This is a genomic window from Actinosynnema sp. ALI-1.44 (genome assembly GCF_001984155.1).
GTDB lineage: Bacteria > Actinomycetota > Actinomycetes > Mycobacteriales > Pseudonocardiaceae > Kibdelosporangium.
The window spans coordinates 459,139-483,716 of the sequence record NZ_MTQO01000052.1 but is presented as its reverse complement, the minus strand read 5'-3'; the positions used below and the strand labels follow the sequence as shown (position 1 = coordinate 483,716).

General features: G+C 66.8%; 26 protein-coding genes. 11 read left to right on the top strand and 15 right to left on the bottom strand.

What is annotated here, in order from left to right:
* Positions 1-12 precede the first annotated feature (12 nt).
* The gene (locus ALI144C_RS40190; protein ID WP_076992816.1) at positions 13-990 is read left to right on the top strand and encodes an ABC transporter ATP-binding protein; all 978 of its coding nucleotides are present in this window, start codon (positions 13-15) and stop codon (positions 988-990) included.
* The gene (locus tag ALI144C_RS40185) at positions 987-1,742 is read left to right on the top strand and encodes an ABC transporter permease (protein ID WP_076992453.1); all 756 of its coding nucleotides are present in this window, start codon (positions 987-989) and stop codon (positions 1,740-1,742) included. The genes ALI144C_RS40190 and ALI144C_RS40185 overlap by 4 nt, the downstream gene beginning before the upstream one ends.
* Positions 1,743-1,790: 48 nt before the next feature.
* Here the strand turns inward: ALI144C_RS40185 and ALI144C_RS40180 are convergent, their stop codons facing one another.
* Positions 1,791-2,684: an NADP-dependent oxidoreductase gene (locus tag ALI144C_RS40180; RefSeq protein WP_076992452.1), complete on the bottom strand. Its 894-nt coding sequence runs from the start codon at positions 2,682-2,684 to the stop codon at positions 1,791-1,793.
* A 70-nt stretch (positions 2,685-2,754) separates the two neighbouring features.
* On the opposite strand from ALI144C_RS40180, the gene ALI144C_RS40175 reads away from it, so the two are divergent.
* The gene (locus tag ALI144C_RS40175) at positions 2,755-3,369 is read left to right on the top strand and encodes a TetR/AcrR family transcriptional regulator (RefSeq protein WP_076992451.1); all 615 of its coding nucleotides are present in this window, start codon (positions 2,755-2,757) and stop codon (positions 3,367-3,369) included.
* A 273-nt stretch (positions 3,370-3,642) separates the two neighbouring features.
* Positions 3,643-4,998, top strand: a complete 1,356-nt coding sequence (locus tag ALI144C_RS54935) for a hypothetical protein (protein ID WP_143231146.1) — start codon at positions 3,643-3,645, stop codon at positions 4,996-4,998.
* Here ALI144C_RS54935 and ALI144C_RS40160 read toward each other — a convergent pair.
* On the bottom strand, positions 4,938-5,789 hold the full coding sequence (locus ALI144C_RS40160) for a GNAT family N-acetyltransferase (protein ID WP_076992448.1): 852 nt from the start codon (positions 5,787-5,789) through the stop codon (positions 4,938-4,940). The two genes, ALI144C_RS54935 and ALI144C_RS40160, sit on opposite strands and share 61 nt — an antisense overlap.
* Positions 5,790-5,901: 112 nt before the next feature.
* On the opposite strand from ALI144C_RS40160, the gene ALI144C_RS40155 reads away from it, so the two are divergent.
* Positions 5,902-6,726, top strand: coding sequence for a phosphotransferase family protein (locus tag ALI144C_RS40155; protein WP_076992447.1), 825 nt, complete (start codon positions 5,902-5,904; stop codon positions 6,724-6,726).
* A 38-nt stretch (positions 6,727-6,764) separates the two neighbouring features.
* On the opposite strand, the gene ALI144C_RS40150 is transcribed toward ALI144C_RS40155, so the two are convergent.
* The 3 genes from ALI144C_RS40150 to ALI144C_RS40140 are packed head-to-tail and all read right to left on the bottom strand — an operon-like array spanning position 6,765 to position 8,960.
* Entirely contained in the window at positions 6,765-7,583 is an 819-nt protein-coding gene (locus ALI144C_RS40150) for a helix-turn-helix domain-containing protein (RefSeq protein WP_237774543.1), read from the bottom strand.
* 22 nt (positions 7,584-7,605) lie between these two features.
* Complete coding sequence (locus ALI144C_RS40145) at positions 7,606-8,169, bottom strand: DUF6879 family protein (RefSeq protein WP_237774542.1); 564 nt, start codon at positions 8,167-8,169, stop codon at positions 7,606-7,608.
* A gap of 26 nt (positions 8,170-8,195) precedes the next feature.
* Positions 8,196-8,960 carry a hypothetical protein gene (locus ALI144C_RS40140; protein ID WP_143231145.1) on the bottom strand — a complete coding sequence of 255 codons (765 nt, stop codon included), beginning with the start codon at positions 8,958-8,960 and terminating at the stop codon, positions 8,196-8,198.
* Between the two features lie 513 nt (positions 8,961-9,473).
* Here ALI144C_RS40140 and ALI144C_RS40135 point away from each other — a divergent pair.
* Positions 9,474-9,734, top strand: coding sequence for a hypothetical protein (locus ALI144C_RS40135; RefSeq protein ID WP_076992444.1), 261 nt, complete (start codon positions 9,474-9,476; stop codon positions 9,732-9,734).
* Between the two features lie 122 nt (positions 9,735-9,856).
* The gene (locus tag ALI144C_RS40130; protein ID WP_076992443.1) at positions 9,857-10,231 is read left to right on the top strand and encodes a hypothetical protein; all 375 of its coding nucleotides are present in this window, start codon (positions 9,857-9,859) and stop codon (positions 10,229-10,231) included.
* Between the two features lie 39 nt (positions 10,232-10,270).
* Here the strand turns inward: ALI144C_RS40130 and ALI144C_RS40125 are convergent, their stop codons facing one another.
* From ALI144C_RS40125 to ALI144C_RS40115, 3 genes are all read right to left on the bottom strand, one after another.
* Complete coding sequence (locus tag ALI144C_RS40125; protein ID WP_083753802.1) at positions 10,271-11,632, bottom strand: lipase family protein; 1,362 nt, start codon at positions 11,630-11,632, stop codon at positions 10,271-10,273.
* Between the two features lie 92 nt (positions 11,633-11,724).
* On the bottom strand, positions 11,725-13,575 hold the full coding sequence (locus ALI144C_RS40120) for a maleylacetate reductase and hydroxyquinol 1,2-dioxygenase domain-containing protein (RefSeq protein ID WP_076992442.1): 1,851 nt from the start codon (positions 13,573-13,575) through the stop codon (positions 11,725-11,727).
* Positions 13,572-13,982, bottom strand: a complete 411-nt coding sequence (locus ALI144C_RS40115; RefSeq protein ID WP_076992441.1) for a winged helix-turn-helix transcriptional regulator — start codon at positions 13,980-13,982, stop codon at positions 13,572-13,574. The genes ALI144C_RS40120 and ALI144C_RS40115 overlap by 4 nt, the downstream gene beginning before the upstream one ends.
* Before the next feature lie 107 nt (positions 13,983-14,089).
* On the opposite strand from ALI144C_RS40115, the gene ALI144C_RS40110 reads away from it, so the two are divergent.
* Positions 14,090-14,941, top strand: a complete 852-nt coding sequence (locus tag ALI144C_RS40110; protein ID WP_076992440.1) for an enoyl-CoA hydratase/isomerase family protein — start codon at positions 14,090-14,092, stop codon at positions 14,939-14,941.
* Here the strand turns inward: ALI144C_RS40110 and ALI144C_RS40105 are convergent.
* The 6 genes from ALI144C_RS40105 to ALI144C_RS40080 all read right to left on the bottom strand — a co-directional run bounded on the left by ALI144C_RS40105 (position 14,922) and on the right by ALI144C_RS40080 (position 20,352).
* A complete protein-coding gene (locus ALI144C_RS40105; protein ID WP_076992439.1) occupies positions 14,922-15,284 on the bottom strand; it encodes a hypothetical protein in 363 nt (120 codons plus the stop codon). The genes ALI144C_RS40110 and ALI144C_RS40105 overlap by 20 nt on opposite strands.
* 72 nt (positions 15,285-15,356) lie before the next feature.
* A complete protein-coding gene (locus tag ALI144C_RS40100; protein ID WP_076992438.1) occupies positions 15,357-16,073 on the bottom strand; it encodes an ABC transporter permease subunit in 717 nt (238 codons plus the stop codon).
* Positions 16,070-17,023, bottom strand: coding sequence for an ABC transporter ATP-binding protein (locus ALI144C_RS40095; protein WP_076992437.1), 954 nt, complete (start codon positions 17,021-17,023; stop codon positions 16,070-16,072). The genes ALI144C_RS40100 and ALI144C_RS40095 overlap by 4 nt, the downstream gene beginning before the upstream one ends.
* Positions 17,020-17,877: an ABC transporter permease gene (locus tag ALI144C_RS40090; RefSeq protein WP_076992436.1), complete on the bottom strand. Its 858-nt coding sequence runs from the start codon at positions 17,875-17,877 to the stop codon at positions 17,020-17,022. The genes ALI144C_RS40095 and ALI144C_RS40090 overlap by 4 nt, the downstream gene beginning before the upstream one ends.
* Positions 17,870-18,781, bottom strand: coding sequence for an ABC transporter ATP-binding protein (locus ALI144C_RS40085; protein WP_076992435.1), 912 nt, complete (start codon positions 18,779-18,781; stop codon positions 17,870-17,872). The genes ALI144C_RS40090 and ALI144C_RS40085 overlap by 8 nt, the downstream gene beginning before the upstream one ends.
* A 158-nt stretch (positions 18,782-18,939) precedes the next feature.
* Positions 18,940-20,352 (bottom strand): LVIVD repeat-containing protein, encoded by a 1,413-nt coding sequence (locus ALI144C_RS40080; RefSeq protein ID WP_076992434.1) that lies wholly within the window; start codon positions 20,350-20,352, stop codon positions 18,940-18,942.
* A gap of 125 nt (positions 20,353-20,477) precedes the next feature.
* Here ALI144C_RS40080 and ALI144C_RS40075 point away from each other — a divergent pair, with 125 nt between their 5' ends.
* Positions 20,478-21,104 (top strand): DUF305 domain-containing protein, encoded by a 627-nt coding sequence (locus tag ALI144C_RS40075; RefSeq protein ID WP_076992433.1) that lies wholly within the window; start codon positions 20,478-20,480, stop codon positions 21,102-21,104.
* A gap of 21 nt (positions 21,105-21,125) precedes the next feature.
* On the opposite strand, the gene ALI144C_RS40070 is transcribed toward ALI144C_RS40075, so the two are convergent.
* A complete protein-coding gene (locus tag ALI144C_RS40070) occupies positions 21,126-21,443 on the bottom strand; it encodes a hypothetical protein (protein WP_076992432.1) in 318 nt (105 codons plus the stop codon).
* 378 nt (positions 21,444-21,821) lie between these two features.
* Between ALI144C_RS40070 and thrS the strand changes: the two genes are divergently transcribed.
* Entirely contained in the window at positions 21,822-23,837 is a 2,016-nt protein-coding gene (thrS, locus tag ALI144C_RS40065) for a threonine--tRNA ligase (RefSeq protein WP_076992431.1), read from the top strand.
* Complete coding sequence (locus ALI144C_RS40060) at positions 23,834-24,403, top strand: HIT family protein (protein WP_076992430.1); 570 nt, start codon at positions 23,834-23,836, stop codon at positions 24,401-24,403. Before thrS ends, ALI144C_RS40060 begins: the two co-directional genes overlap by 4 nt.
* Positions 24,404-24,578 lie beyond the last annotated feature (175 nt).

The following is a 24,578-nucleotide window of genomic DNA, read 5'->3' as shown; positions in this document are numbered from 1 at the left end:
ATGACCGAAGCGATGATCGAGACAAGCGGACTGACCAGGCACTTCACCGTCCGGACCGAGACGGTCGAAGCTGTCAAAGGGCTCGACCTGCGCGTCGACACCGGTGAGCTGGTGGCGCTGCTCGGGCCGAACGGCGCGGGCAAGTCGACCACCCTGCGGATGCTCACCACCCTGCTTGCGCCCACGTCCGGTACGGCTCGGGTGGCCGGGTTCGACGTCCGCACCCAGCAGCGCGAGGTCCGCGGCCACATCGGCTACATCGGTCAGGGCAACGGCGCGGGCCACAGCCAGCGCGGCCGTGACGAACTGGTCAGCCAGGGCCGCGCGTACGGGATGACGGCGTCCGCCGCGCGGGCCCGTGCCGACGAACTGGTCGAATCACTGGACCTGTCAGCGGTCGCGGACCGCGTGGTGTCCAAACTGTCCGGTGGGCAGCGGCGCAGGCTCGACATCGCGATGGGCCTGATCCACGCGCCTGCGTTGCTGTTCCTGGACGAGCCGTCCACCGGTCTCGACCCGCAGAACCGGGCGAACCTGCAGGAGCACATCCAACGCCTGCGCGCCGACCACGGCACGACCATCGTGCTGACCACGCACTACCTCGACGAAGCCGACTCGTTGGCCGAGCGCGTGATCGTCATCGACCACGGCAGCATCATCGCCGACAACACCCCGGCGCGTCTGAAGGCCGAACACGCGGGCGACCGCATCACCCTGACATTCGACAACGCCACCCAGGCCGCACGCGTGATCGGCCACCACGCGCTCGGTATCGCGGAAGGCGCGCAGGTGAGCCAATCCGGCGCACAGGTCGTCCTGGAAGTGCCGGGCGGAGCCCAGATCGCCCCGAAACTGCTCAGGGCACTCGACGACGCGCTGCTCGAAGTGGCCAGCGTCGAGGTGACCAGGCCGACGCTCGACGACGTGTTCCTCACCCTGACCGGCCGCAGCCTGCGCGAAGACGTTTCACTGAAGGAGAAGAAGGCATGACCACCGCACTTGTGGCGAAGACCGGCATCGTCGCCGACACCCTGACCGTGTTCAGCCGTGAGCTGCGGCCGGTGCTGCGCAACCCGTTCTCGGTGATCTTCACGATGGTGCAGCCGCTGTTCTTCCTGGCGCTGTTCGCGCCGCTGCTGCCCGGCGACTCGTCGCTGCAGTGGTTCGTACCGGGGATCGTGGTGATGTCGTGCCTGTTCGGCACGTCGATGACCGGCTCGAACCTGCTGTACGAGATGCAGACCGGCTCGCACGAACGGATGCTGGTCTCCCCGCTGCGCAGGCCCGCGCTGATCATGGGGCGGGCGCTGAAGGAGATCGTCCCGATGCTGGCCCAGACGGTTCTGCTTGTGCTCGTGACCATGCCTTTCGGGTTCACGCTGAACGTGGGCGGAGCGGCGATCGGCCTGGTGATCCTGGCGATCTTCTGCGTCGGCCTCGGTGCGCTGTCGTACACGCTGGCGCTGGCGTCGAAGGACCAGGAGTGGATGTTCTGGGGCGTGCAGCAGACGTTGCTGTTCCCCCTGTTGCTGCTGGCCGGGATGATGCTGCCGATCGACAACGGGCCGCAGTGGCTGCAGACCATGGCGAAGTTCAACCCGTTGACCTATGTCGTGGACGCCGAACGCCTGCTGTTCAACGGAACCATCGCTTCGGGGACCGTGCTCGCCGGTCTGGCCGCTGCTGTCGTTGTCGCGGCTCTCGGTCTGTTCGTGGGTACTCGCGCGATGCGCAAGGCGTGATTTCGGGTAGGCGCGCCGGTCGTCAGTGGACCGGCGCGCTTGTCGTGTTCAGATGACCATGACCCGGCGGCCGCGTGTGTGACCGGCTTGGCTGTCGATGTGCGCTGCCGAGGCTTCGGCGAGCGGGTAGGACTTCTCGATCGGGATGCGCAGCTTTCCCCGCGAAATCAGGGAAACGGCTTCGACGAGCGCGTCAGGCACGTTCCCGGTCACGCCGGAGAACCGGACGCCGTGTTCCGGCGCGCTGAGGTCGGCGATGGTGATCACCTTCCGCGGATCCCCGGTCAGCTCCACGAGTTGAGGGATCACGCCCGACCCCGCCAAGTCGAGAGCCGCGTCCACCCGGCCGATTCGCCGCACCCGCTCAACCCAGCCCTCGTCGTAGGTCGTGGCGGCAGCTCCGAGGTCGCGCAGGTAGTCCTGGTTCGCGGCCCCGGCCGTGCCGATGACCGTAATGCCACGGTCGCGGGCGATCTGCAGCACCGCCGACCCGACTCCGCCGGACGCGCCGCTGACCAGCAGCGTCTGTCCAGGTTGGACGCCCACCTCGCGGATGATGCGCAGGGCGGTCTCCACCACAGAGGGGTACCCGGCCGCCTCTTCGAACGTCAGGCCCTCGGGCATCCGGGCCCAGGCCGACAGCACGGCGAACTCGGCATAGGTGTTCGAGCCCCGCCCGAACACGTGGTCGCCGACCGCGACTCCTTCGACGCCGTCGCCGACCTCGTCCACCACCCCGGCGGCGTCCTGGCCGATCCCGGACGGCAACTCGATCGGATGGGTCCGCTGCCGCTGGCCCTCCCGAACACGCCAGTCGACGGGGTTCACGCCCGCGGCTCGCACGGCGACGCGTACCTGGCCAGGACCTGCGTGCGGAACCTCGGCGTCCACGAGCCGAAGGACATCCGGGCCGCCGAACTCGGCAAAACTCACTCGCTTCATGAGACCGACCGTAGCACTAACGGTTAGTGTTTCCTAACTGTTAGTGTGTCGTTTCTGATAGCGTGAATCCGTGACCGTGTCCACAGGCCGCCGTGAACGCAAGAAAGCGGCGACCCGTCAGAAGATCGCCGACACCGCCCTGCGCCTCTTCCTGGAACGCGGGTACGAGGCGGTCGGGATCCGGGACGTGGCCGCTGAGGCGGACGTCGCCGTCACCACGGTTTTCGCCCACTTCGCCTCGAAAGAGGCCCTGGTGTTCGAGCAGGACGAGAACTTCGAACAACGCCTCGCCCGCGCTGTCACCGGCCGGGAACCGGGCGAACCGCTCATCCCCGCCCTGCGCCGTGAGATCGAAGCCCTGGTGCGACACTGCTCGGCCGCCGAGGCCCTCCCGATCTGGCGCATGATCGACGAGACACCCGCGCTTCAGGAGTACGAGCAGTCGATGCGGCTGCGCCACGCGGAAGCCCTGGCAGCGGCGATCGCGGCCGACCCCGACCTGGCCCGGACCACAACGGAATGCCGGACGATCGCGAGATTCGCGGTCGACGCCTATTCGCTCGCCCGGGAAGCGGCCGACCCGGACGCCGCGCTGGACGAGATCTTCCGCATGGTCGAAGCGGCGTGGGCAGCCACCGTCCGTCCAGGCGAGACAGTGGCCGATCAGGCTGTGGCGAGTCGCTGAAGCTCGCGCGCGAAAACCGAGTGAGAATTCTTCCGGCCGAGGATTGCCGCTTGATATCGCCTATGTGTGGACAGGTCGGGATCTCTTCATTGTGTGCCCCATCGATTGCTGGAATAAGTGCGTCGCCGCTCAGTGCGTATGCACAGTGGCCACCTTTCCTTGCGGTGCTGCGATAGCATGTCCCGCGAACCGGGGAGGGCGCAATTTTCCCGATCAAAGCCGATCAGCCCAGGTGAGGGCGGGTCTTGATGTGCTGCGGTGAAGGAGACTGGAATGGCATCCGATCGAGTGGCGCCGCACGGTGAACCCCCGAGGCCCGGTGCGCCTGCCTCGCTGGATGAGTTCACGGAACGACTGAAAGCACTGAGAGAGTGGGCGAATGTACGCCTTCGTGCCCTGTCGGACGTCGTCGAGACGGAAATAAGCCTGCGCAAGGGTTCGGCCGAGCAAACCAAGCCCGCTTACGCGACATTACAGAATCTCTTTGGCGCCCATCGCAAACGTCATAACGAGGAACTGCTGTTCGACGTCGTCAGAGGGTTGCTCAGGCAGGCGCAGCCGACGCCCGACGTGCTGGAAAAGCAGGTGATGCAGTGGCGCGAGGCTTACCGGAGTGCCCGCGGGCTCGGCTTGCGCACAGATGTGTACCCGGGCTTTCGGCTGGGTCCGCTGGTGACCAGTTGCCAGCTCCTTGAGGGGAATGGGGAGCGTCCGATTCTTGAGCACAACGTCCGTGTACTCGTCGATCCTGTTGACGTGGCGCTGCCGCCGATCGTCAAAGATCTGCGCGACGAGGTGGTGATCGAGCAAAGTCGGCGTCGCGATGCCGGGCTGGAGTACTTCTGGCACGCGCCGCGCTACGCGGTGAAGGATTTCGTCGTGACTCGGACCGGCCTCGACGAGGCGCCCGAGGTGACGCTCCACCTCAAACACTCGGACTACTTCACGTTCATCGCCACGCAGAAGCTCGATCTACCACTGCCGAACGGGGCCACCTTGCGAGGTCTCTACCTCCACGGGCGGCATCCCCGAGACGTTCCGGATTTCATGCGGTCGAGCTTCGGTTTGAATGTCGCTGTCGTCACCGCCGACGAGTGGCTGGTCGTCGCGCGGCGAAGTGATCGGGTCGGCGTCGGCAAGAACGTCTGGAACTCCTCGGCGAACGAAGGACTCCAACGTCAGCTCGACTCTCCCGACGGCCGTCCGCCCAATCTTTTTCGCGCAGCGGAGAGAGGGGTTCTTGAGGAGTTGAGAATCACCCCGGAGAAGTACGACCTCGCCTTGCTCGCGTTTGCTGTGGTGACGTCGAATTCCCAGTGGTGCGGGCTTTTTCTGGCGAGGCTGAACACCATGACGAGGCGTCAGTTCGAGGAGAACCTGGGTCGCGGCGCGCAGGATGCCTGGGAGAACCAGGGATTCGACTTCGTGCGTTTCCAGCCTGGGCCAACGGTCTCATTCCTGCTGGACGAAGACCGCCGCGAATCCTGGGCACCGGCGGCTGTGGTGTTGTTCTACCTTTCCCTGGTGAACGCCTACGGCCATCATGCGGTCGACCAAGTGGTCGCGGATCAGTGCGCCCGATACAAGTCCCGAACCTCGCCGAACTGCTCGAAGCCACCTGCCTTGTAGGTCGCGACGGCACCGACGTTGGAACTCGGCGTGCTGACGATCGCGCTGGACGCCCCCATCCGCTGCAGCGCGCCCGCCGCGGCGACGGTGATCGCCTTGCCGTAGCCGTGACCGCGATGATCCCGAGACACACCCATCGGCTCCAGTATCCCGGGCTTGCCTGGACCAGCCGACCACACCGTCACCGCCGCCACCGCGTTGCCCTGGCTGTCGTACGCGACCAGGCACCGGGCGTCGTCGTACAGAAACCCGGCCGCCATCGTGTGCCAGCGCTCGTCAGTGAACGTCGAGTTGTCGAAGGCCGCCCGCTGCACGGCCGTCCGGGCCCCCACCTGCTCCGGTCCGACCACCTCGACCCGCACGCCCGGATCCGGAACCTTCGCCGTGAAGTCACGGCGCAGCGGCGTCCACGGCTCATCGGCCAGCCAGCCCTCCTCGGCCAGCAGATCCTGGAGCAACGCGGCCATCGGTGCCTCGATGCTCACCTTGCCATCGGGCAGAACTCCACGCTCCGACCTGGTCACGTCCTCGACCATCTGCCGGGCGAGCTCCGCGTCACGCATGGCGTCCGGTGCGATCGTCAGCCGCAACAGCGTCGGGCCGTCCAGAAGCCCGACAGCCAGGATCCGCCCGTCCCTGCTCCACGTCCGCACAGCGGCAGCGGTCGCCTCCGCGCCGAACCGCCAGAACCAGCCCAGGTCTCCGGGGTGCAACTGCATCGGCGCCCCTTCGTACTGCCACTCCCGCAGCGCATCCGCAGCGTCGCCCAGCCTGCCCACCTCTGTCGCCATAGCTGCGATCACACACCACCACGTCGACAGTTCGCGCCCGATTTTCGCACTTCGTCCAGCCAGATCCCCGCCGTCACCACCAGGCGAGCGAGATCCGGTAGGTTGCGCGGCCATGGGCACGCGGCAAGGGCTACGACACGAGTGGGCAGACCTGCCGCCGGACCTGGTCGCCGCAGTCGCCGACCACACCGGCCCCATCGACCACGCGGTCGCCATCCCAGCCGGGTACAGCAGTCAACTGGCCGTGACCCTGGAAACCCCGAACGGCCCCGTCTTCGTCAAGGGAATGCGCCTGGACCACCCAGCCCGCGGAACCCAGGACATCGAAGCCGCCATCGCACCGCACGTGAACCCACTCGCACCACGAGTGCTCTGGCGAGTGGTGGCCGAAGGCTGGGACCTGCTCGGCTTCGAACACGTGGCGGGCCGAGGCGCGAACTACGCCCCAGGTTCACCAGACTTGCCCCAGGTGGTCAACGGCATCACCGCGGTCGGAAAGCTCACCTGCCCCGAGATCATCCGGATCAAGAAAGCAAGGGCGCGGTGGGGCCGGTTCCTGGACTACCCGGCCGACGCGGCCGCGTTCGCCGGAGACACCTTGGCCCACTCCGACATGAACCCCGGCAACCTGTTGCTCACCGAAACCGGCGACATCCGCATGGTGGACTGGCCGCTGGCAACCCAAGGCGCAGCGTGGATCGACGCGGCGTGCTGGGTGGTATGGCTCGTCTACAGCGGACACCCACCGCATGCCGCAGAGCAATGGGCATCGAAGGTACCGAGTTGGGGCGACGCGGACCCGGACGCACTCGACCTGTTCGCCGTGGCACAGACCAGGTACTGGCAGGCCACTGTGGACGCACACACCAACCGGGTGACGATGGCTTTGCGCGCCGCCGCGGCCAGGTGGGCCTTGCACCGCGGCATGTGGCCGTGACCCGCTTCGCCACCGATGTTCGGTTACCGCCGTGGGATTCACAGGCGTTCGAGGGCCGCCGTGATCAGCGTTCTCGCTTCCCGCCCGTGTACAGCTTGTTGCGCAAGTTCGTCGAAGGCCTTGACATACAAGGCGACTTCTCGTGGTTGGTTGATCGTGAGTTCGGCGGAGATCGTCTCGACCTGCACCAGGTCATCGTCGTACAGGATGAATTGGTTGGTCGGTACCAGGTACTCGGTCCGCGCGGGGATGATGCCCAGGGTCACGCGCGGCAGTGACATGACAGCGAGGAGACGATCGAGTTGACCCGACATCACCGCTGACCCGCCGACCGAGGTCATCAACGCCTGCTGTGCGATGACGAAGTGGAACCGGTGATCGCCGCGGTAGAGGATCTGTTGCCGCTCCATCCGCGCCGATACACCGGCGTCCAAGTCGTCGGTGATGTCGTAGAAGGCGATCACCCGACGCAACACGCTCTCGGCGTACTCTGCTGTGTGCAGGATGCCGGGTACCAGCAGCGGCTCATACCATCGCATGAGACGGGTCCTGGATTCGAGAGCGCGCTGGGCCTGCTGTCGGCGTTTGGTTCCCGCTCCGAGAGTCCGTTTCCATTCGATGTACATCGTCTCGATGTGCCGCACCGCGGCAACGAGATCGGGGACGCGTTCGGTTGAACCTGTGTGACGACACCAGGTATGGATGTCATCCTCGGTTGGCGTTTGTTTGCCGTACTCGATTTTGGACACCTTGGAACTGTGCCAATCGGCGAGTGCGGCGAGTTGCACGCCGGTCAGCCCCGCGTCCTTGCGGATGTCCCGCAGCTCATGGCCGAGTGCTTCGCGGGCCTGGTGCACGGAGCTGGTCACAGTGTGCAGCTTATGTGGCCACGTACAGGTGGTGTGGAATGGCCGCTTCCCACACCCGGTCACGCACTGCTCGGCAACGGGCGGCGATGGTGGGATCGGTGGTGCACGCGCCGCCGACGAACTGGCCACCTGGTTCGAACACGGTGAACACGACTCGGCTGTCGTCGAACAGCCAGAAATCATCCGTCGTCAGCTCTTCCGCTGCGATGAGATGCCTCGGGAGCCACCTGATCTCCTCGCCCGCGGCGATGTTGTGTTCGGCGACCGTGAGACCCCATCGGGTGTAATCTCCGTGCGGCACAGTAATGACGCGGGCACGGGTCACGCGTCGCCCGTTGGCGGTGGCTTCGCCGACGAGATCGAGCCAGGGCCGGTGCCAAGCGAAGTCGTCCGCCTCGCCTGTGAGGAACAAGTGGAACGGCCCTGTCTCTTCCGACGTGTGATAGCTGTCCTGCACTTCGAGGTGGAACGCGGACAGTTCGAACGTGCGGAACAAGTCGTCGAACCTGTCACCCTGCACCAGTTCCACCGACCAGACCTCCTCGTTCTTCGTGACCTTGCGTGACCGGAACATCCATCATGGGACCGTGGTTCTCGGTTTCAGAGCTTCAGGTGGTAGGCGCGTTGGGCGCCTGTGGTGGCGGCTGGTTCCTGCCAGACAAGGGTCCATTCCCCACTGTTGACGGCGAATTCGCGATCGAATCCGACCCACTTCCCGGCCATCGACTTGCCCATCGGATCGACGACGAGCTGGATAGCGCCGTGATAGACCGCACCACGGTAGTAGCCCGTCAGTGAAGTCCGCTCTGACCATGTTCCAGTCGCCACCGAACCGTTCAGCGCGAGCTCCAGGTTCAGCACAGAACCATTCGTGGCAGGCACACTGTGGCCGAGAAGACGGTTCCCCTGCTGCCGCACGACGACGTAGTGCTCGCCGGTGAAGTCGCCGCCTCGGCGCGTACTCGGGTAGATGTAGCGGCTGTGCCAGATCCCGGAGAAGTCGCCTGGAAGTGGCGTGGTCGGCTCGTGATCGGAGTCTTCGGCGGCGAGTGCGGGTGACGCGGCGGCCAACGAAATCCCGGCGCTGAGTTTGAGAAGCAAAGATCTGCGACTCGTTCCCTTGCCGAGCCTGTCTGCCCAGGAGGTGGTGAGCCGTGCGAGTTCGGGCACGTCGACTGACTCCAACTTCGAAGCCAGTTCCAGGACGATCGCCGCCGAAGCCCCACCGCCACTGGCCACGGAAATCTGCTGCAGGCTCGTGGCATCCCGAAAAACGGAATCCCGATCGCGGTAGTCACCGCAGTCGCGGAGCAGATCACTGACGCTGCATTCGTAGAGCTCGGCCAACTTGCCGAGCACGTCCAACGAAGGGGCGTAACCGGTCGAGGCTGGCCACAGTTCCCAGTACGAGAAGTTCTCGAACGTCTTCGGATCCGCAGGCCATCTGCTGTTCCATCGCTCGGCGGCGTCCCGTTGGCTCCAGCCGTGCGCCATCCGCGTCGCGGCACGCGCGTTGACGTGATACCGCTCGCTGAAGACAAACGCGACCTCCGCCCAAGTCTTGCGCTCTGCGCGCAACTCGGCCGACAACTGCCGCTGCTCTTGCCGCTGACTTCGCGTAGGGGCTGACATGCCAGGGCTCCCTTCCGGTCTGGTGACACGGTAACCCGCGTCCATCATCGGGCAGAACGTCCCCGCTGCACAGGGAGAAGTGAACACACAAGATCACGGTTCGCCGGGGTGTACTCGTCGGTCGAATCGCGGTCTCCTATTTGTGAACCGATTATCTGACCATATATCGCCAACGAGATGCCGGAGTCCGGTTTGTGTCCCGCTAATAACCGCAACGCCACCTCACGCCCTGACAGTGCCACTTTCATGTCCGACGTCGTCGAGATGGCGACCGACCAGGCACCCCGACTGTTCGGCGTCGTCCTGGAGTACGGCGAGCAAACCGACGCGCAGGTCTACGCCTGGGGGATGGCGCTCGACGACTTCGCCTACATGACCACTGTCGACGGCAGCGCCCAGTTCGCCCTGGAGGAGCCGGAAAACGCACTGCGGTACGTCCCCCGTCGCACCAACATCACCCCGCACCTCATCTGGATCACCCCTGCGGCATCGCCAGAAGACGAGTGAGTGACTGCCCATGCCCGCTCGACGACAACCAACAAGGAGCTTCATGTCTGAACGGCGTCATCTGACATTGCTGAGTACGGAACTGACCAAGAAGCTCCGCCAGATACGGCAGCAGGCAGTCCATGACCGGGACTCCGATTCCGCCAAGGCAGATGTCCACCTGGTGCGGCCAACAAACGGCCCGCTCGACGCCCACCTTGAAAGGAGCAAAAGTTGACGGCACCCACTCAAACGCTGTCACCTTCCGACGCACTTGTGTCCCTGGAGTTGCATGGATCGATCCCGCGATCCTGGTCATTCGGCTCATCGAGGCGGGGCATCAGCCTGAGCACGCGGAGAGTTGGGCACGGCAACTCGCAGAGTTCGCCCAGGCACCCGGCGAGGCGTTGACCGCGTTCGCCGCATCGATTCTCCTGCTCTGGGAGTCGAAGTTCCCGACAACCGATGCCACGGCCGCTGCTCGGCACTGGGCCGAATACCGCCTGGCACAGCACTGAACCAGGCCCTACCAGCAAAGGGCCTGGTTCGTTGCTGTGTCACACCATGTCGGCGGGGCCGACTGGTTTGCCGAGCAGGGAGAGCAAGTTGTTGATGATGACGATTCCGAACGTCGCCAACGCCTGCGGTGTCGCGATCGACGAGATCACGGTCTTCGTGTCGCAGCCGGTGGCGGCCGGTTGACCGTTGAGCCGGTCCTTCAGCCAGTTCAACGCGTCCGGTGCGCCTGTGATCGCCAGCGCGATGTGCTCGCTGAGGATGTCGCGTTGGTAGGTCACGCGCCCACCAGTGGCGCAGTACTTCGTCACAGTCGCGTCCGTGTCCGCGACGGGGACCAGTTCGTCGTTGACCGAGTGGTACACGAACAGCGGCGCCGTCGGGGTGGCCTGTCCCATGGTCACTTCTGCGAGTACTTGGCGCGGCACGGGCTGGTTGAGCGGGTCCTTGATGCTGAAGTACTTGAACAGGTCGCGGAACGCGAATTCGTCCGCGTTCGAGTGGTTGCACTGGGTCGAGGCTTTGGCGAAGGCCGCTTTGCCTTCCGGCGTCAGGTTTTCGTCCATGAACCTGGCCAGTTCCGGGTACGCGTGGCTCAGGCCCGCTATCCCGCTCATCGCGATTCCGGCGAACGGGCCCTTGTTCGCTCCCAGCAGGACGTTCTGCGGGTTCACCGGCAGGCCGCCCTCCGCGATGCCCTTGATGTTCAGTTCCGGTGCGTACGTCGGCTGCAGTTCCGCCGCCCAGCCAGACGCGAGCGCGCCTCCCGAGTAGCCCCACAGTCCGATGTTCGTCTGCTGGCCCAGTCCCAGCGGGGCGAAGGTCCTAGCCGCCCTTATTCCGTCCAAAGTGGCCTGACCGGCTTGTCTGCCTGCCACGTAGGCGTTTCGCGGGCCTTCGTAGTCCGGTACGGACACCGCCCAGCCCTGCTGCACCGCCGCGTTGATCAACAGGATCTCGGCCTGTGCCACGATGTTGTCGTTGCCCGCGCCTTGGCGTAGCTGGTAGGAGATGGCGCACTGCGGCGCGGCGCTGTCCTCGGCGACCTGGTATGACAGCAGCGGCCGGGTCGCTGATGGGCGCGCGCCCCACGGCAGCAGCACGGTTGTCACCGTGGCCTGCGGATTGTTCTTCTGGTCGGTGGTCCGGTACAGCAGTTGCCACGCCTGGACCTTCTGCGGAAGCGCGCCGAACGCTGCGATCGCCACCGACCGGGATCGGAGCACTGTCCCTGGTGCTGTGCTTTCGTATCCACTCGGTGGCTGGTAGAACGGGTCGCTTTGCGGCGGCGGGGGTGGGGCCGCGGCGGCGGACGGGGTGCCGACCGCCGTCGTTGCCAGGACCAGCGCGCTGACCAGCGCCGCGACCCTGCCCCTTCGCGCACCGGTGAACATCGTTGTCATTGCCGGTCACCCTTTCGAAGGATCTGAAAAGACCTCTGATCGGAATCAACGACCGGCCCGGCCGCGGGTTACGAACAATCTTGAAAGACGTCTTACCCGTTAAGGACTCTCGCCGAGATCCGGAACACGAAGTCCACGCGGGACCAGCCGGACACGTCCCTGCCGTCCGGCGGAGGGCCCTGTTGTGCGGGGAAGTCGACGATCAGTCCATCCTTGACGCCGAAGACGGTGTCCGAGTCCAGGTAGTCGCCGCCCTTGACGAACAGCTGCGTGACCAGCGTGTGGGACCCGGGCTTGGCGATCATGAAGTGGACGTGCGGTGCGCGGTACGGGTGCCTGCCGACGGCCTGGAGCATCCGGCCGACCGGCCCGTCGGCGGGGATCGGGTACGACGCGGGCACGATGGACCAGAAGCGCAGCCGCCCGTCGGCGTCGGTGCGGAACCGCGCGCGCAGCACCGGGCCGTCCACGTCGGGTAGCTGGACGTCGTAGTAACCATCCTCATTGGACTGCCAGACGTCCACGATCGCGTCCGCGACCGGCTTGTCGTGCGTGTCGACCACCTGGACGTCCGCCCACAGCGGCGTGCCGGGCAGGCCGTCGGCGATGTCGAAGCCGTGCGGGCGCTCCGGAGGGCCCTCGGTGTAGAACGGGCCGAGCACCGCGGACGGGGTGGTGTCCGGCGTGCGCGAGTTGGTGAGCACGTCGACCACACTGGACACGCCGAGCGTGTCGGACAGCAGGATGAACTCCTGGCGCGTGTCGTTGGAGATCTGGCCGGTGCGCGTCAGGAACGTGATCGCGTGCATCCACTCGGCTTCAGTCAGGTCGTTGCGGAGTACGTATGAGTGCAGTGTGCGGACGAGGTCCTGCAACAGGGCACGAGTACGCGGCTCGCCGCCGGTGAAGCTGTCGACGACCTGCTTGGTCAGCGCGCGGGTGTCGGGCAGACCGGTCTGTCGCGGGCGGTGACCCTCCCACGCTTGCCTGAGCAGCGCTTGGTGGTCGTTCACCTGGGCGAGGTCGGCCTCGGTCATGCCGAGTTCCCGCAGTGAAGTGGGGCCGCCGAGTGTGACGACGAGGTCGTAGACGCCGGTCGGCGCGTCACTCACCCCGAGGGCGTCGGCGATGCGGTCCATCGCGGCCGGTGCCATGGCGGCCATCACGTGTGGCAGCAGCACAGTGTGTGTTTCGCTGTGCGGGAGACGGAACTTGCCGCCGAGCAGGTGCGCGAGCTTGTGGTGCAGTCCCATTCGGATCGAACCGAGGCACGTTCCGGCCAGCCACGCGGCGATCAGTGCGTCTTCGCGTGCGGTCCGATCGGTGGGGTCGTCGGCGATGCGGGGCAGTGCGCGCGCGAGCCGCCGGATCGCGTCGAGCGCCTGCTGGTCGGCCACCGGATTGGCATCGGGGGAGTAGAGCGCTTCGACCGCGTGCGCCATCGCGTTGATCCCGCTGGTCACCGACAGGTGCACGGGCAGGTCCACGGTCAGGTCGACGTCGTAGACGATGGTCTCCGGCAGGACCGCGGGATCCCGGATCGTGGTCTTCGCGCCGTCGGCTGTCTGACCGAGCACAGGGGTCGCCTCGGAGCCCGCGTAGGTCGTGGGCACGGCGATCTGCGGCAGTCCGGTCCGCAACGCCAGCGCTTTGGCCAACCCGATGGCCGAACCGCCGCCGACGGCGACCAGGCAGTCGGCGTCGTGGTCACGCAGGACGGCCAGCGCCTTCTCGGTCACGTCGACCGGGGTGTGCATCACGGCACCGCCGAAGCGCGCGACCACCAGCGAACCGAGCGACCCGGCGGCGGGCTGTGCCCTGCCGGAGCCGATCAGCAGCACGCGGGACGCGTCGAGCCGGGCGACCTCGTCCGGCAGCGCGGCGATCGTGCCTGATCCGAACACCACCCGAGCCGGGCCTGTCGAGTAGGTGAATGACGTCATCCACCGAGTATCGAGCCGGATTGCTCGGAGCGGACACGCAGGTCGTAGTCCTGTTGGCACTGGTTGATCTCGTCGGTGTGGGCGACCGTCCAGTCGTACAGCCGTCCGAACGGCTCCCGCAGGGATTCGCCGAGCGGGGTGAGGGAGTACTCGACCCCGACCGGTGAGGTCGGCAGCACACGCCGTTCGACCATCCCGTTGCGTTCCAGGCGGCGCAGAGTCTGGGTCAGGACGCGTTGGGTCACGCCTTCGAGGCGGCGCTTGATGTCGTTGAACCGGCGGGGCCGCTCGCCGAGGACGGCCATCGCCATCATCGACCACTTGTCGGCGATCTGGTCCAGGATCGGGCGGCTGGGGCAGTCGGCCCGGTAGACGGTGTCCGGAGTGGCCAAGTCGGTATCCTCCATGATCCCTACGATGCCGAAAGTGCGTTATTGACGGTCGTCGGCCTCCGTCGCAGTCTAGGTATACATCAGGAACCTACCTGCTTGCCGGATACCGATCGGAGATCTGCGTGCACCACGACGCCTACGCGACCCTGCGAGTCAGCCGCGAGGCCGGCATCGTCCGCGTCACCATCGACAACCCACCCGTCAACGTCCTCGACGTCGCGCTCATGACAGATCTCCGACGCCTGCTGACCACACTGCGAGACGACGACACCGCCCGGGTGATCGTGTTCGACAGCGCCGACCCGGACTTCTTCATCGCCCACGTCGACATGTCCCTCGTCGACGCGCCGGACGCCTTCGACGACCTCGCTGCCGAAGCGCCCGACGGCCTCAACGTCTTCCAGGCGCTGGGCGAACTGGTGCGGCACCAGCCTCAGGTGACGATCGTCAAGCTCGCCGGTCTGGCGCGCGGCGGCGGGGCGGAGTTCGTCACGGCGGCGGACATGGCATTCGCGGCGATCGGCACCGCCGGACTCGGCCAGATCGAAGCCCTTATGGGAATCGTGCCCGGCGGCGGGGCCACCCAGTACCTCACCGACCGAATCGGCCGCAATCGCGCGTTGGAGGTCGTGCTCGGCGCCGACCTGTACGACGCACGGACCGCCGAACGCTACGGCTGGGTCAACCGAGCAGTCGCCGCCGACGAACTCGACGATGTCGTCGACCGCCTCGCCCGCGACATCGCCGCACTGCCCGACGGCGTGATCGCCGCGGCCAAGCAGGCCGTCGCCCCCGCCGATCTCGCCGGGGGATTCCTACGGGAGCACGACGCCTGGGCAAGCCAGTTCGCCCGTCCCGCGGCCGAACAGCTGATCCGGGGCGGACTGGCCAACGGCGCCCAGACCCGCGACGGCGAACGCGACCTGGAAGGCCTGCTGCGCAAGCTGGCAGTGGCTAGCGCAAACCGCGGCTGATCAGGCTGGTGATCGGGACGAGCAGCCACATGATCACCACCACTGCGGCGGCGGCGATCGCGGCGTGCGTGAGCCATGCCCCGGCAAGAGTCGGCCCACCCCACGCGCCCGCTTCGTGGCCCTCGCGCCAGAACACGCCGTAGGTGGTGATCCGGCCGATCAGGTAGAAGGTCAGCAACGACAACAGGATCGACAGGAACCCAGCGACCGCCGTCACCGGGCCGGGCGTGCGGCGGCCGGGCGAGCTCAGGCGCCCGGCCCACTGGCGGCGTTTGCCCGGTCCGACGTACATGAACACCATCCGGCGCCACCCGTCCGCGCCCAGTGACTGCACAATTCCCATGTCTGAAAAGTAGAAAACCGGGTGGTCGGAAACCACCCGGTCAGCTTGTGGGGGACAGCCCCCATACCGGAGTCAGCTCGTCTCGCCGGTCAACGCGAACGAACGAAGCCGCTGCGTGGCGATGGCTGTGCCGACGGCGACGAAGGCAGCGGCCAGGATCGCCGCGGTCACCGTGGACAGGTTCGAGTTGAGCACCGTGGTGTTGCCCGCCAGACCGTCGGCCAGGGTGAGCGAGTACTGCTGGATGCTCAGCGTCCGCGCCCCGGACACGAATTGCACCAGCAGGTTCTCCCACAGCATGATGTAGATCAGGCCGATCGCCACCGGGCGGCGGGACATCAGGCTCAACGCCAGGAAGAACGCCGTGTACGCGAGCGCACCGACCGCCGCGCCCAGCGCCAGTCCGATGCCGAGCGCCCCGGAGTCGGCGATCACGCCCGCGATGGCCAGCGGGACCGCGGTCGTCACGGTGGTCACCGCCCACGCGACGACCAGCTTGGCCACGATGATCTCGCTGCGCGGCACCGGTTTGGCCAGGATGTGGGTGATCGTGCCGTCCTCGATCTCGAGGCCGAGCACGCTGCTGCCGACGATCAGCGCCGTCAGCGGCAGGATCACGCCGAGGCCCAGCTGCCCCAGCACGATCGGGGCCCACTCGTCCGGCTGGGCCGGTGAGGCGTTGGCGAGCAGGGTCAGGCCGATCAGCAGGACCGGCATCGGCAGCAGCAACAGGATCCGCCGCCTGCCCAGCAGGGCCCGCGCGGTCAGACCGGCGATCGTGAGGTTCATGACGCCACCAGGTAGGAGAAGACGTTTTCCAGGGACTCGTCGGACGGCAGCACCGCGGTCAGCCGGATGTCCTTGTCCCGCGCGACCTTTGTCAGCGTGCGGGTGAACGTGCCGTAGTCGTTCGCGCGGACCTGGAGGCCCGAAGGCTCCAGCTCCACACCGGACACCGACTCCAATTCCATCAGCGCCGCGCCGAGCCCGCGGTTGTCGGAGGACTGGATGGTGAACACGTGCGGCCGGTTGGTCATCAGCCGCCGGATGTGCCGGTAGTCGCCGGACGCGGCCAACCGGCCCGCCACGATCACCTGCACGGTTCCGGAGAGCTGTTCGACCTCTTCGAGGATGTGCGAGCTGAACAGGATCGTGCGGCCCTGCTCGGCCATCTTGTGCAGCAGGTCCATCATGTGCAGCCGCTGCCGTGGGTCCATCCCGTTGAACGGCTCGTCCAGCAGCAGCACGGACGGGTCGTGCACGAGCGCGGCGGCGACCCGTGTCCGCTGGCGCATCCCCTTGGAGTACGTGGAGATCCGGCGATCCTTGGCGTCGTTCATCTCGACGATGCCGATCGCCTTCGCCGTCGCGGCCGCCGCGTCCTTCAGGCCGTGCAGTTTCGCGCTGGCGTGCACGAACTCCTGTGCGGTCAGGTGACCGGGGACGCTTTCGCGTTCGGTCACCAGCCCCAGTTGCCTGTACACGTCCGGGTTGCGCCACGACGGGCGCCCGCCGACGGTCACGGTTCCCTGCGACGGCGGGAGGAAACCGGCCATCATGTGCAGCACGGTGGTCTTGCCCGCGCCGTTGGGGCCCAGCAGGCCGGTCACGCCGGGGCCGACGGTCAGCGTCACGTCGTTGACCGCGACGACGTTGCCGTACCAGTGCGAGACACCGGTGAGTTCCACCGCCGAAGTCTTCACTGTGGTCGTCCTGGGTTCGGTGTCGATGGCGGTCATGACTTCACCTTCTTGTAGCGCCACATGAGCAGTGCGGTGCCGAGCACGGCGAGCAGGAGCGCGGCGACGCCGTAGATGGGGCCGAACCGGCCGATCAGCGTGATCTCGTTGACAGTGCCGAAGAGCCATTCGTCGACGCCGTTGAGCAGGTTCACCGGGTTGAGCAGTCCGGCGAGGTAGGCGGCGTCGCCGCGGCTGAAGGACTGCAGCGCGCCGGAGATCGGGGCGCTGAGCAGGAACACCGCGATGATCAGGCCGGTGGCGAACACGCGCCTGCCGGTCAGCGACGCCAGCGGCAGCGCGATCGCCGCGACCACGACCGAGTGGATCAACCCGGAAGCGAGCCCCGGCATCAGATCGCCGAGTTCGCCGAACACGTCGCCGATGCTGCCGGAGCTGAACGCCATCCCGATGAACATGATCAGCAGCGGACCCGCGTACATGATGAACACGCTGGAGATCAGCGCGCCGAACTTGGCCAGCGCGTAGTCCGTCCGGTGCGGCGGACGCGAGAAGTACAGCGGCAGCAGGCTGTTGCGCAGATCGCGTGACGCCAGTTCCGGCGCCGTGATCGCGGCGAATGCCGTGATGCCGTAGGAGAACGTGGACACCAGCCCGACGTACGACAGGATCGGCTCCGGGAACTGGCTGCTGACCACGACGATGATCAGCGACGCCAGGCACGCGAGCGTGAACATGGCGACCGGCAGCAGCTTCGCCTTCGCGGTCCGGCCGATGCCGAACGCGCTGCGCACGCTGTGCACGTAGATGGACCACATGGAGTACCGGCGGCCGAGGCGTGGGCCTTCGTAACGCTGGTATCCGATGTCGTGAATAACACCGGCCTCAGACATGGCTGGCTTCCTCCCGGAACAGGTCGGCCACCTGGTGGCGGTGTTGTTCGAGCCGGTGCAGCGACAGGTCGAGGTCGGCCACCGCGTCCCTGATCATGTCGAAGGTGTTGTCGCCGTTGAGGGTCACCATCAGCACCCGGTCCTTGCGGCGCACCGCGAGCCCGTCGCCGGACAGCCGCTCGGACAGCGCGTCCTCGCCGTCGTCCACCTCGATCATCAGGATGTCGCTGTGCTGGGTCATCGACGAGAGCGACGCCGACCGCAGCAGGCGGCCGTTCTCGATGGCCACGAGCGAGGTGCAGATCCGCTCGATCTCGCCGAGCAGGTGCGAGCAGACCACCACGGAGATGCCGAACTCGCTGCCGATCCGGTGCACCAGGGCGAGCATCGCCCTGCGGCCCTCCGGGTCGAGGCCGTTGGTCGGCTCGTCGAGCAGCAGCAGCTCCGGGTCGTGCACGAGCGCCTGGGCGAGTTTCACCCGCTGCTTCATGCCGGTGGAGTAGCCGCCGATCTGGCGGTAGCGCTCTTCGTAGAGGCCGACGTGGCGCAGGGTTTCCGATGCCCGTTCACGCGCCGCGGCGGCAGGGAGGCCGCTGACGCGCCCCATGTGCGTGACGAACTCGGCCGCGGACACGTCCGGCGGAAGGCAGTCGTGTTCCGGCATGTAGCCGACGCGCGCCCGGATGGCGTTGCCGTCGGTCAGCGGATCCAGCCCCAGTACCCGGATCTTGCCACCGGTCGGCTCCAGCAGGCCGAGCGACAGTTTGATGAGCGTGCTCTTGCCCGCTCCGTTCGCGCCGACCAGGCCGACGATGCCCGGCTCGATGGTCACGGTCAGGTCGGCCAGCGCGGTGACCGTGCCGCCGTACCTTTTCTCCAGTGACTCGGTCTCGATCAGGTTCACGTGCGGAGACATTACGGATCCCGGGTGCGCCCGGCATCCGGCACCGTCCCTGGATTGTCCCCTGCCGCCCCTAGGGGATGAACCCGAACCGGACGAAAGAACCGGACCCGGTGCGAGCACCCCCGCACCGGGTCCGGTTCGTCAGCTCCTGCGCGCGATCACCAGAAATGACCCTGCGTCTGGGCGTTCAACTCCTTCATCCGGACGAACTTCGCGGTGATCACCCTGGGGTCGATGATCTCGAAGACCTCGAAGCCCTTCTGGATGTCCGACGAGTAGATGTGCCCGTTGTAGTAGTAGGTCGACCACGGGCCGCCCGAGATCAGAGTTCCAGCGAGCGGGCCGCGCTCCCAGTAGCCGATCTCCTTCGGGCGTGCCGAGTCGGTGAAGTCCCACACCGAGATCCCGCCCTGGTACCAGGCCTGCACCATGATGTCGCGGCCGAGGACCGGGATCAGCGAGCCGTTGTGCGCGACGCAGTTCTCGGAGTCGGCGTTGGCGCGGGGGATCTTGAAGTAGCTGCGGAACTCCAGCTTGCGGTTGTCGCCCCGGCCGGTGATGTCGTAGACGCCGTCCGCGCCGCGCTCCTTGCCGATCTGCTCGTTGCAGGTCGCGCGGCCACCGCCACCGAGCTCGTCGGTGAAGACGACCTTGGTGCCCGCGTTGTTGAACGTCGCCGAATGCCAGAACGCGAAGTGCTCGTTGTCCCTGACCTGGTTGATGACCCGCGGCTGCTCGCGGTTCTTGATGTCGAACAGGACGCCGTCGCCCAGGCAGGCGCCTGCCGCGAGGTCCTTCGACGGGTAGACGGTGATGTCGTGGCAGCCCGAGGTCGCCGCGACGATCTTGTCGGGGTACGTGCCGCCGACGCCGGGGTTGCCGCCGTCCGGGAACAGCACCGGCTTGGCCACGATGGCCGCGGCCGACGGGTTGCGCACGGGGACCTTGATGATCGAGATCAGGTCGTGCGGCGGCGCGCAGTCGGGGAACTCCGCGCGGGGGCCGTAGGACGAGACGTAGAGGTAGAGGTCCTTGGACTTGTTGTCCGGCACCAGTGTGTGGGTGTGCGACCCGCAGGGGGTCTCGACCGCCGCGACGTACTTCGGCGCCTTGGCGTCGCTGATGTCGAAGACCTTGACGCCTTCCCACGCGTCCTTCTCGGACGCGGGCTTCGACACGCTGGCGCACGAGTTGTCGCTGCGTGACGAGTCCGTCGACAGGAAGAGCAGGTCGCCGGACACCGAGACGTCGTTCTGCGAACCGGGGCAGGACACCTGGCTGACCAGCTTGGGTTTACGCGGGTTGCCGATGTCGTAGATCGTGAACCCGTTGTAGTTGCCGACGATCGCTTTGGTGCCGCTGAACGCGAGATCCGTGTTCAGCGCGTCCACGTTGTCGAACGGCGCTTGTTTCGGCAGGCTCGCCAATTGCCGCATGTTCCAGCTGTGGCGAATTTCGTCGATGCCGGGGATACCTGCCTGATCGGCGGCCGCCGCGGGTGTGCCGATCACCATCGGGACTGCCACCGCGACCGCACCGAGCAGCGCGAGCGATCTACCTTTCGCTCCCATTGCATGCTCCTCTCACCCGACGCTGCGTACGCCGGGGTGCGGTCAGTATTCATTGATCATTTAGCTGCGGAAAGCATCCGAAAGTAGGGAACCACTGTTTCTTCGGTGTTGTACGTTTACGCACTGTGAGGCGTGTCTGGGTCGTTGCCCTGATCGTGGTTTGCGCCGGTGTCACGGCAGTCGGCTGTACCACCGATGCCCCGCCGCCGGAGTCCGGATCGCCTGGCGTGATCGTGCCGGGCAGGCCCGGCGAGGACGCGAAGACACTGGCGCCGGGCGAGGCGCCGCAGGCTGCCACGAAGGACAAGCCGAACGAGACCGACTTCCGCTACGTCCGGATGATGATCAAGCACCACCGGCAGGCGCTGGAGATGACGGGCCTGGTGCCGCAGCGGGGCGCGAACCCGACGGTGAAGTCGTTCGCCGGCCGGATCGCGGACACGCAGGGCCCGGACATCAGGTCGATGGAGGCGTGGCTGGCCAAGAACGGCAACGGCCCGGCGCACGACAGCCACGAGCAGATGCGGGGGATGGCCAGTCCCGACCAGCTCGCCGCGTTGCGGGCGGCCAGTGGTCCGGACTTCGACAAGGTGTTCCTGCAGTTGATGATCGCTCACCACGAGGGCGCGGTGGCGATGGCGACGGACGTGCTGCAGACCGGCTCGGACGTCTTCGTCGAGGAGATGGCCCAGGACGTGATCGTCACCCAGCAGAAGGAAATCGGGCAGATGCAGGCGATGCGGACGTCCTGACCCCCGCCCGGAGCCGTTGGCTCAGCCAGTGGCCGGTGGGGTGCCCGGTGTCGTCGGTGGTGTGGGTGCGTTGGGTGCCGGTCGCTGCGCGCGTGGGCCGGGACCGTCACGGAAGTCGCGGTACGGCCTGTCCCAGTTCGGACCCCCGCCGCCGCGCGGGCCGCGGTCGAACTGGCCGTGGTAGCCGTAGTTGTCACGGCCACGCGGGCCGTCCCGGTCGATCAGCGCGACCACTCCACCGCCGATGACCACCCCGGCCAGGCCCGCCGCGACGATCTGCGTGGCCCGGTGCCGCACGAACCGGCCGAACCCGCCCGGTGTGCGGGCCGCTGCTGTCACCGAAGCCGCCGGGGGCGGTGGGGGAGGTGGCGGGGCCTCGGCGCCAGGCCCGGGCTGGGGGTCCGGCTGGTCCGGCTGGTCCGGCTGGTCCGGCGCTGGCTGTCGGCGTGGGGTGGTGGGTTCCGGACACTGGTTCGCTCCCCGTCACGTGCGAAAATCGATGACGATTCCAGAGTCACCCGGGTTACTGTGCGTCAGCTGTGCGACAGCTGTCGAATCGGTAACGGCCCAGTCGGCCGAGCAGTCGACCCAGGGGAGAACGGGCTGGTCGGCCACTCGATACCATTCGATCCCGTGCCGGTCGAACCGGCGGAACCGTCGTGAAGGAGCAAGACAGTGTCCCACTCTCCCGCCGTCCATGCCGAGCCCGCCAAGCGCGTGGTGGTTCAGGCGGGGACTACGGCGAGCACCGCCGTGCGGGAGGCAGAGCTGCCAACCAAGGGCCCCGACGCCATCGTGGTGGTGCGTGACCCGGAAGGCAAGCTCCGTGACCTGTCGTGGGCGCCGGAAGCGGATGTCGAGGTGGAGGCGGTCGCGGCGAACACCGACGACGGCCGCTCGGTGATCCGGCACTCGACCGCGCACGTGCTCGCCCAGGCCGTGCAGCAGATGTTCCCGGACGCCAAGCTCGGCATCGGCCCGTTCATCAAGGACGGGTTCTACTACGACTTCGACGTCGAGAAGCCGTTCACCCCGGAAGACCTGCAGGCGCTGGAGAAGCGCATGAAGCAGATCATCAAGGGCGCGCAGCGGTTCTCCCGCCGCGTGGTCGAGTCGATCGACGCGGCCAAGGACGAGCTCAAGGCGGAGCCGTACAAGCTGGAGCTGGTGGACATCAAGTCCGATGTCGACACCAGTGAGGTGATGGAGGTCGGCGGTGGCGAGCTGACGATCTACGACAACCTCGACCCGCGTTCGGGCGACAAGGTCTGGGGTGACCTGTGCCGCGGCCCGCACGTGCCGACCACGAAGTTCATCCCGGCGTTCAAGCTGACCCGCTCGGCGGCCGCGTACTGGCGCGGCAGTGAGAAGAACCCGCAGTTGCAGCGGATCTACGGCACCGCATGGGAGTCCTCGGAGGCGCAGGAGCACTACCTGGAGATGCTCGCGGAGGCCGAGAAGCGCGACCACCGCAAGGTGGGCAACGAACTGGACCTGTTCAGCTTCCCCGACGAGATCGGCTCCGGCCTGGCGGTGTTCCACCCCAAGGGCGGCATCATCCGGATGGCGATGGAGGACTACTCGCGTCGGCGGCACGTCGAAGAGGGCTACGACTTCGTCTACTCGCCGCACATCACCAAGGGCGCGTTGTTCGAGGTCTCCGGGCACCTGGACTGGTACCGCGACGGCATGTACCCGCCCATGCACCTGGACGCCGAGCTCAACGAGGACGGCACGGTCCGCAAGCCGGGCCAGGACTACTACCTCAAGCCGATGAACTGCCCGTTCCACGACCTGATCTTCCGGTCGCGCGGGCGGTCGTACCGCGAGCTGCCCCTGCGGATGTTCGAGTTCGGCTCGGTGTACCGCTACGAGAAGTCCGGCGTGGTGCACGGCCTGACCAGGGTGCGCGGCATGACGCAGGACGACGCGCACATCTTCTGCACGCCCGACCAGGTCCGCGACGAGCTGAAGTCGCTGCTGACGTTCGTGCTGAACCTGTTGCGCGACTACGGCTTGGACGACTTCTACCTGGAACTGTCCACGAAGGACCCGGAGAAGTACGTCGGCTCGGACGAGGTCTGGGAGGAGGCGACCGAGACGCTGCGCTCGGTGGCCGAGGAGTCGGGTCTCGACCTGGTCGCGGACCCGGGTGGAGCGGCGTTCTACGGCCCGAAGATCTCCGTGCAGGCCCGTGACGCCCTGGGGCGCACCTGGCAGATGTCGACCATTCAGCTGGACTTCAACCTGCCGGAGCGCTTCGAGCTGGAGTACACCGGCCCGGACGGCTCGAGGCAGCGGCCGGTGATGATCCACCGCGCGCTGTTCGGCTCGATCGAGCGCTTCTTCGGCGTACTGACCGAGCACTACGCGGGCGCGTTCCCGGCATGGCTGGCGCCGGTGCAGGTGGTGGGCATCCCGATCGCCGACGAGCACGCCGACCACCTCAAGCAGGTCGAGAAAGCGTTGCGCGCCAAGGGAGTCCGAGTGGAACTGGACTTCTCCGACGACCGGATGCAGAAGAAGATCCGCAACCACACCATGCAGAAGGTGCCGTTCATGCTGCTGGCAGGCGGCAAGGACGTGGAAGCGGGCGCGGTGTCGTTCCGGTTCCGCGACGGCACGCAGATCAACGGCGTCCCGGTCGACCGCGCGGTGGAGACCGTGACGGCGTGGATCGAGCGGCGCGAGAACAGCTCGCCGACGGCCGAGACCGTCCAGGCGACGCTGTGACAGATCCCAACGCGGCGACCGACCCCGAACTGGTCGAGCAGCAGGGCGTCGGCGAGCCCGACGCCCTGCAACGCCTGTGGACGCCCCACCGGATGGCGTACATCAAAGGCGAGAACAAGCCGGACCACGACCAGTCGGACGGCTGCCCGTTCTGCCGCGTGGTCGAACTCGACGACACCGACGCACTGATCATCGCCCGTGGCGAGCTCGTCTTCGCGTTGCTGAACCTGTACCCGTACAACCCCGGGCACCTGATGGTCGTGCCGTACCGCCACGTCGCGGACTACACCGAGCTGACGGTTCCGGAGACTTTGGAGCTCGCCGAGTTCACCCAGCACGCGATGCGGGTCGGCCGTGCGGTCGCCGCGCCGCACGGATTCAACATCGGCATGAACCAGGGCGTGGTCGCGGGCGCGGGTATCGCTGCGCACCTGCACCAGCACCTGGTGCCCAGATGGGGCGGGGATTCCAACTTCATGCCGGTGATCGGTCACACGAAGGTGCTCCCGCAGCTGCTTGGCGAGACCCGTCAGCTGCTGGCCGACGCGTGGAAGACGACCAACTGACCGCGTTTGGCGCGTGAGCGCAGCCCGGCCCCAACAGGCCGCGCACAAGCGCGAGTCCAAGGCTCGCGCGCAAGCGCAGAGGTGGGCTTCGGGGGTGTCTCCTGCCCAGAGGTCTGCCACCCGGCGAGGGACCTGTCTTGAAGACCCAAGGCCCCCGAGCCTTCGCCAGCAATCC